The 7,286-nt window shown below is 33.9% G+C and carries 8 protein-coding genes; all 8 read right to left on the bottom strand.

What is annotated here, in order from left to right; all coding sequences use genetic code 11:
* Window positions 1–60 precede the first annotated feature (60 nt).
* The 8 genes from WH267_RS10730 to udk all read right to left on the bottom strand — a co-directional run bounded on the left by WH267_RS10730 (window position 61) and on the right by udk (window position 7,178).
* Window positions 61–978, bottom strand: coding sequence for a T9SS type A sorting domain-containing protein (locus WH267_RS10730; protein WP_340008088.1), 918 nt, complete (start codon window positions 976–978; stop codon window positions 61–63).
* Between the two features lie 268 nt (window positions 979–1,246).
* Window positions 1,247–2,626 (bottom strand): dipeptidase, encoded by a 1,380-nt coding sequence (locus WH267_RS10725; RefSeq protein WP_115973791.1) that lies wholly within the window; start codon window positions 2,624–2,626, stop codon window positions 1,247–1,249.
* A gap of 170 nt (window positions 2,627–2,796) precedes the next feature.
* Window positions 2,797–3,072, bottom strand: coding sequence for a hypothetical protein (locus WH267_RS10720; protein WP_123318990.1), 276 nt, complete (start codon window positions 3,070–3,072; stop codon window positions 2,797–2,799).
* Between the two features lie 137 nt (window positions 3,073–3,209).
* Window positions 3,210–4,358: a class I SAM-dependent methyltransferase gene (locus WH267_RS10715; RefSeq protein ID WP_340008085.1), complete on the bottom strand. Its 1,149-nt coding sequence runs from the start codon at window positions 4,356–4,358 to the stop codon at window positions 3,210–3,212.
* A gap of 155 nt (window positions 4,359–4,513) precedes the next feature.
* On the bottom strand, window positions 4,514–4,954 hold the full coding sequence (locus tag WH267_RS10710) for a DinB family protein (RefSeq protein WP_340008083.1): 441 nt from the start codon (window positions 4,952–4,954) through the stop codon (window positions 4,514–4,516).
* A complete protein-coding gene (locus WH267_RS10705) occupies window positions 4,954–6,117 on the bottom strand; it encodes a methylmalonyl-CoA mutase family protein (protein ID WP_115973788.1) in 1,164 nt (387 codons plus the stop codon). Before WH267_RS10705 ends, WH267_RS10710 begins: the two co-directional genes overlap by 1 nt.
* A gap of 84 nt (window positions 6,118–6,201) precedes the next feature.
* A complete protein-coding gene (locus WH267_RS10700; protein ID WP_115973787.1) occupies window positions 6,202–6,558 on the bottom strand; it encodes an FtsB family cell division protein in 357 nt (118 codons plus the stop codon).
* Between the two features lie 5 nt (window positions 6,559–6,563).
* Entirely contained in the window at window positions 6,564–7,178 is a 615-nt protein-coding gene (udk, locus tag WH267_RS10695; RefSeq protein WP_045497309.1) for a uridine kinase, read from the bottom strand.
* Window positions 7,179–7,286 lie beyond the last annotated feature (108 nt).

The raw sequence follows: 7,286 nt of genomic DNA, 5'->3' as shown, positions 1-7,286 counted from the left end.
TACTTATCTAAAAAAAATAACACAAAAACACATTTAATATTAAAAATTAAATCAAATAAATTATTTTTTTAATATTTTTTTCAAAAGACAATTTTTTTCTGTTGTTATTTTTACAAAATAGAGTCCTGGAATCATGGTTTTCATGTTAATAGTATTGTTATTTAATTCTACCCTCATTTTTTTACCTTGAAGATCAAACATTTCAATATCATTTATTTTTTCAACAGAGCTTATTTTCAAGAAATCTGTGACCGGATTAGGATATACTGTAAGAAGGTTAGGATTTGCTTTTGTTTCTTTCACAGACAGAATTAATTCATCATTAATCTTAATATTATCAAAATATGCCGTTCCCATCCCATTATTGTGAACAAACCGCAATTGATCCATCGTAAGAGGACTTAAAACAGGTTCAGAATAAATTAATGTATCATTAAGGTAATACCTGTTCTCTATAGCTGTACCCACTATTTTGAATCTATGCCATGTATTGGGAGTCCAGATTCCTGAGGTAGAAACCAGATTCTGAACATTTAAGTGTTTATCTAAAATCTTTATAACTCCCGTTTTATCAAAGTCAACTCTTACAGCCATCTGTTCATTTATATTATCTATTCCCTGAAATCCAAATATGGAAGTATCAAGCTGAGACATATTAATATCAAATGAAACTGAAAAATTAGTAGTATTAAGCGGAGATACCAGATTGTAAAATCCTCCAATAACGGGTTCCGACTGAACACCATACATAGTTTCCCTGACAATTTTAAGAGCACTGCTTCCATTAGTGGCATTATCTGTGCTGATTGTCTGGTGGATTACATTTTCTGGATTTCCTCCCGTAGGAGTACTGATCCATGGTCCCTGTCCGTGAATATTTCCGGTTGTAAACCCTTCACTGTCTTCAAAAGATACAGTCTGCTGTGCAAAAGAAAGCATTGCCAATAAGGAGCACGCGATTGAGTAGATTTTTTTCATTAGTTTTCAAGTTTGGAATAAAAATATAAACTTTCCTTGAATAGTGAAATAACCTGTCATTAAATAAAGAATAAAGCTTTTATACTCAGTGGATTTAACTGCTTACAAACCCTATTTTATTCTTATTCTAATTAAATCCAAGTTAAATACTTTCATTAATATCATTTCTTCAGAGAATTATTCCTTACTATTAAACCTGCCTAAAGTTTATAAAATAAATAAGGCACTTCGTAGAAGCGCCTTATTGTACCGAATGATATTCAATATTTTATTTTGAATAGTTTTCAAAAAATAATGGAATACTTTCAATTCCTTTATAGAAATTGAACAATCCATAGTGCTCGTTTGGAGAATGGATCGCATCAGAATCCAGCCCGAAGCCCATCAATACTGATTTAGCTCCTAAAACTTTCTCAAACATAGATGTAATTGGAATACTTCCACCACTTCTGTATGGTAATACTTCTTTACCAAATGCAGTTTCCATCGCTGTTTTAGCCGCTAAAAACTCTTTGGTGTCGCTTTGTAGTACATAAGGCATTCCACCATGGTGAGGTGTTACTTTCACTTTTACGGTATCCGGAGCAATTTTTTCGAAATATTTCGTGAATTTTTCTGTAATTTCTTCCGGAGTCTGATAAGGAACCAAACGCATTGAAATTTTAGCGAAAGCCTTGGAAGGAATTACTGTTTTAGCTCCTTCTCCTGTATATCCACCCCAGATACCATTACAGTCTAAAGTAGGACGGATAGAAGCTCTTTCTAACGTTGTATATCCTTTTTCACCTTCAATATTACTCAATCCGATTGACTTTTTGTATTCTTCAGGATTATCCTTCAGTTTATTCATTTCTGCTCTGTCTGCATCAGATACGACTTCAACGTTATCATAGAACCCATCAATAGTGATATGTCCATTTTCATCGATAAGGTTAGCGATCATTCTTGATAACACATGGATCGGATTTGGAACTGCTCCACCATAAAGTCCTGAATGCAGGTCTCTGTTTGGCCCTTCCACTTCTACTTCTACATAGCTTAATCCTCTTAATCCTGTTGTTACAGTAGGCTGCTCATTACTATAGATGTGTGTATCTGAAATTAAAATACAATCGCAGGATAATTTTTCCTGGTTTTCATTCACAAAGTCTCCTAAACTTACAGAACCTACTTCTTCTTCACCTTCTAAGATAAACTTAACGTTACAAGGAAGCGTATTTGTTCTCATCATCGCTTCAAAAGCTTTCAGGTGCATAAAGAACTGTCCTTTATCATCTGCAGCCCCTCTTGCGAAGATAGCTCCGTCCGGGTGAAGTTCAGTTTTTTCGATATAAGGCTCGAAAGGAGGTTTTCTCCATAATTCCAATGGATCTGCCGGCTGTACGTCATAGTGACCATAAACCAATACTGTTGGCAGGTTTGTATCTATAATTTTTTCTCCGAAAACGATAGGATACCCTTTAGTTTTGCATATTTCAACTTTGTCAGCACCTGCATTTCTAAGGTGTTCAGCACATACATCTGCACACTTCAATACATCATCTTTATATGCCGGATCTGCAGAAATAGAAGGGATTCTCAATAACTCAAATAATTCATCCACGAAACGCTGCTTGTTTTCGTTAATGTAATTTAATGTCTCTTGCATTGTAAAATTTTATTTTGTTAAAATTAAAAAAAATGCACCGCTGGGCCAAGTAAAAACACAGGATTTTCTAAAGAAGAAGATTATTTTCCGATGATTGACCCATCAGCTATTTTTAAAAATAAAAAATGCCCTGCAAAATAACAGGGCATTTTTATATTGTATACTACTAATTAGTGTTCAGCTTTTGGAGCCTCTTCTTTTTTCTCAGCAGGTTTTGCAGCAGCAGTACTGTCTGTTTTAGGAGCTACAGCTTCAGGTTTTGCAGCTTCTTCTTTGTGTTCAGCAGCAGCACCATGTGCACCATGAGCTTCTCCACCCTGAGGGTCGTCAGAATATCTTTCTACTCCTTCTTCAAGTTTCAAAACAGCCTTGCTTCCACCCTGCGGAACTTTTTTACAGCTTACCGCTACCGTTGCAATTGCTAAACATATAACTAATTTTTTCATATGTAAAATTTATTTTTTAAATATCATATGGAACCGCACTATTTTAGTCTATTCTGATAAGCTAAACAGCAAGCGATTTCCTGCTCTAATTTTTGATTGCCCAAAATTAAGAAATCCTGCTTCTTTTGGCAACATTTTTAGACTGATTTTAAAATAATTTTCCCTTTTTTGGACTGTGTAAAAATAAGATAATCATTTCCACCATCTTTCAATCCGTATTTCTTTTTGATTTCTTCAGGTTTTAAAGGGTAATTTTTCGCAATAATATTATATTGCTCTTTCTTTTTAATCTTTTTAGAATCAACAACTTCCATTTCAAAAACTCTTCCCGGAAAATCGATTATCCTTTCAGAGGAAGTATAAAAATGAGTATTGGGATGTAGTTTTTTAACACCAAATTTTTCAGAAACCAGATTGAAAGTTCCAGCCTTTAAAATAGAATTATTAGGAATATAAATGAATTTTTCAGGTTCGGAATATTCCGATTGAGCATTTTCCTCTTCCCCAAACGTGAAACTAAAGGTAGATTCTCCACTTTCAAGGTTCACACAGTTGCAAATAATTGAGTTCTTATTTTTCCCGGATAAAAATACCACCACCTCTTTTACATCATTTTTAAGAGCGATGATATCAAGTCTGAAAATATTGGGTAAAACTGAAACAAGGTATTTCAGATCAATCAATGGAGAGAGTTTAACAATCACCTGATCTGATATTGATATCAATTTTTCTTGAATTTCAAGGACATTAGGGGAAAGATCTTCTAAAAGAAAGACTTTATTTTTGTTCTGGTCTCTTCGGGCTGGATCTAAGTAAATGGAATCAAAGTTTTCCTGGTTTTCATTCAAAAAATCCTCCAGTTTCTGATTGATAAATCGGGCTTTTCTTCTGAGAGCAGTCCAATTGTGTTCAACAATTTCTAAAAGCTCCGTATTTTGCTCTATTAAAGTAATATTCTCAAAGTTTTGAGATAGATAATAAGCATCAATTCCAAAACCACTGGTTAGGTCGATAAACTTATTTCCTTTTAAAATCTCAGATTTATAAAGAGCTGTTTTTTCGGATGATGACTGCTCCATATTAAGCTGTGGTGGAAAAACAATACCGTCTTTCAGCAGGAAAGGGAATTTTTTTTCTGCGACCTGCTTTCCTTTGATCTGTTGTACGATCTCCTGCATGGAAACTTCCGGAAACGGGGATTTCTTCAACAGTAAGGAATGCAGATCTGTTTTTAGATTTGCATTGATATAGCTCTGAACTTCTTTATTTAATAATTTATTCTCCACAAATTCTACGAATCTTTACATTCTTTTGGTTAAAATGCTTCGACTCCGCTCAGCATGACAGCGCTAATACTTAATGTATAATTTCTAATCTGGGAAATAAATACAGCATGTTTTAACAGTGTTATACTAAGCGGAGCCGAAAGATCTCCACAGAACTATCTTTTATAAAAAATATAGTCTGTTAATATAGGTTCTATACCGTTTTGTTTAAGTAAGGAATTAATCTGTCCTCTGTGATAAGTCGAATGATTAATTGCATGAAAAAGCATTTCAAAAATACTGTTTTCAAATTTTGTTCCTCTTGAATTCTGATATTCTATTCTTTTCTCAAGATCAGAATCTTTAACGATCTCAATACTTTTTACAAAATTCTGATGATTAATTTCATTCAATGATTCAAAAGAATTGACTTGCCAGACCTCAAATGTAGGTTCTCCCAGTATCCTGGCATTCCAGATCTGTTGTGCATTAAGAGTGTGATTAATCAAACTGATTGTTTTATCATCATCAAGTTTCCTGTTTTCAGAAATAACTTTAATCATTTCAACATTGAAATGATAGGTGTATTCGAATAAGTCTATTAGTTTGTCTTTCATTACTCAAACATTTCTGCCCAACGAACGGCTTTTATTTCTTTTTCGCTGTACAAGTCACTGATTGATTTTTTAACATCTAATTTGGGGTATAAATTAACTCCGATCAACTTTATTTTTCCTTCTTCGATCCATTTTTGCTCTTCAATAGCGTGATCATAGATTTTTTTCTGAACAATTCCCTGCTTTAAAAGTTCAAGATAACCTCCGGCTTCTTCCATTTCTACAAATAAAGCCCAGGATTTGTCTGCAATCTGTTTCGTGACATCTTCAACATAATAGCTTCCGTTAGCAGCATCTTCAAATACATTGATGATACTTTCATACGCCAGTACAATCTGCTGCTTGAAAGAAATTTCTTCAGAGTTATCTGTGCTTCTTTCTACAAGGTAATTGTTGGTGAAAACAGCGTCTGCCCCACCGATCATGGCTGAGGCCAATTCTAATGTGGAACGGATCAGGTTGTTTTCATTATCAGCAACCGCTTTATTTCGAAGAGAAGTCTCCGCGAAAATGTAAGGAATTTCATCTAGTCCATATTCTTTGGAAAGCTGGTTAAAAACCATTTTAAAGGCTCTCAATTTCGACATTTCAAAGAAGTAATTCCCTCCAATAGCAATTCTGAAGATTAATTTGTTAAAAATTTCAGCTCCATATACTTCTGCCAGCTCTTTGGTTTTTGCCAGGGCAATCCCTAATTGCTGATAGATGGCTGCTCCTGCATTCTGATGCAATGAAATATCTACACAAATACTTCTTTTGAATCCTTTTGCCAATAATTCCTTTGCCAACTGATCGTCAATAGTTGCGTCTTTTTCATTGAAGACGTCAATTAAAGAAAAATATTGATCTTCTTCCTGAGGGCTGATATGTCCCGCAAGATCTTTATTGTTAACAAAGACGGTTTTCTCAGTCAGATTTTCTACATTCTGATCGAGTAAAAATGCAAATACTTCATCTTCCAGACTTTCATGATATCTGGCTACCAAATGGGTGCTTTCTTCAACTCTTGGCAGATTTACCAAAGGCTTTTTGACCTCTGTATAAAAAGGTCTTACTTCTATCCCTTCCAGGTTTTCCTTTTCCAGAATAGGGTAAATATCCTCTGTTTTAAGTTGTTTTTTTACTAAATTTTCCCAGGTTGGAAGTGTAGCTGTATTTGACATTAGTTTTATTTAAATTGTGAATTATCAATAGTGAATTATACCTATAAAAGCTAATTAACTCTTTCCTACTGATATATTCTATTATTATTTCTTAGCGACTTTTGCACTGTCGACCACCAGAATGAAGATTTCTTCATTCGGTTTCTTCATAAAATAATTTTCTCTTGCGTATTTTTCCTTTTCTGATTTGTTGTTCATCAGTTTTTTATAGAAGGCATCATTCTTTTCGTATTCTTTTTTGTAATACTCCAATTGATCTTCATATTTATGAATCTCACCATTCAGTTCGTTAATTACAAGAAATGAGGTTTTGTCGAAGAAAATCATCCATACCAAAAACAGACAGATCGTAATGGTATACTTATTCAATACATATTTCTGGATAAGTTTGAATGTTTCAGATTTCGGCTGAATGTCTTTGATAAGGTTATTCTCTTCCATTTTTTTTAATGTTTTTTCAACGAGTTCTTAATAACAGTAGTTAAAAAATCAATCGCTACGGAATTCTGCTTCATATTTGGGATAATAAGATCGGCATCATTTTTAGATGGCTCAATGAATTCCTGGTGCATTGGTTTTAATGTGGTCTGATAACGGTGTAATACTTCGCTCAGATCTCTTCCTCTTTCCTGTGTGTCTCTCCTGATCCTCCTGATCAGTCTTTCATCAGAATCTGCATGAACAAAAACTTTCAAGTCAAATTCTTTCAGTAATTCTTTATTGGTAAGAACCAAAATTCCTTCTACTACTAATACATTCTTAGGCTCTACAGTGACGTGATCACCTGTTCTGGAATGTGTTACAAAGCTATAAATAGGCTGTTCTATGGGCTCATTATTCTTTAAAGCCTTCACATGTTTTATCAACAGTTCAAAATCTATTGATTTCGGATGGTCATAATTTAAAGCCTCTCTTTCGGTCAGTGTAAGACCTTGGTTGTCGTGATAATAATTATCCTGAGAAAGGATATTCATTCCTTCGATGTCAAGCTGCTGAAGTATCTTATCAACAACTGTAGTTTTGCCAGATCCTGTTCCACCGGCAATTCCTATTACAAGCATTGTTTTTTGTTTCTTTATAGTTGGTACAAATATACTATTTTAGATAAAATGTGGCAATGCAGGAATATTGAGAAATTGAAAGATTAGAACGTTTAAAAATTAAAAGAT

Source organism: Chryseobacterium sp. MYb328, assembly GCF_037572595.1.
Lineage (GTDB): Bacteria > Bacteroidota > Bacteroidia > Flavobacteriales > Weeksellaceae > Chryseobacterium > Chryseobacterium pennae.
Note: the sequence above shows the minus strand (reverse complement) of the source record. Positions and strands in the feature narration are given on the sequence as shown.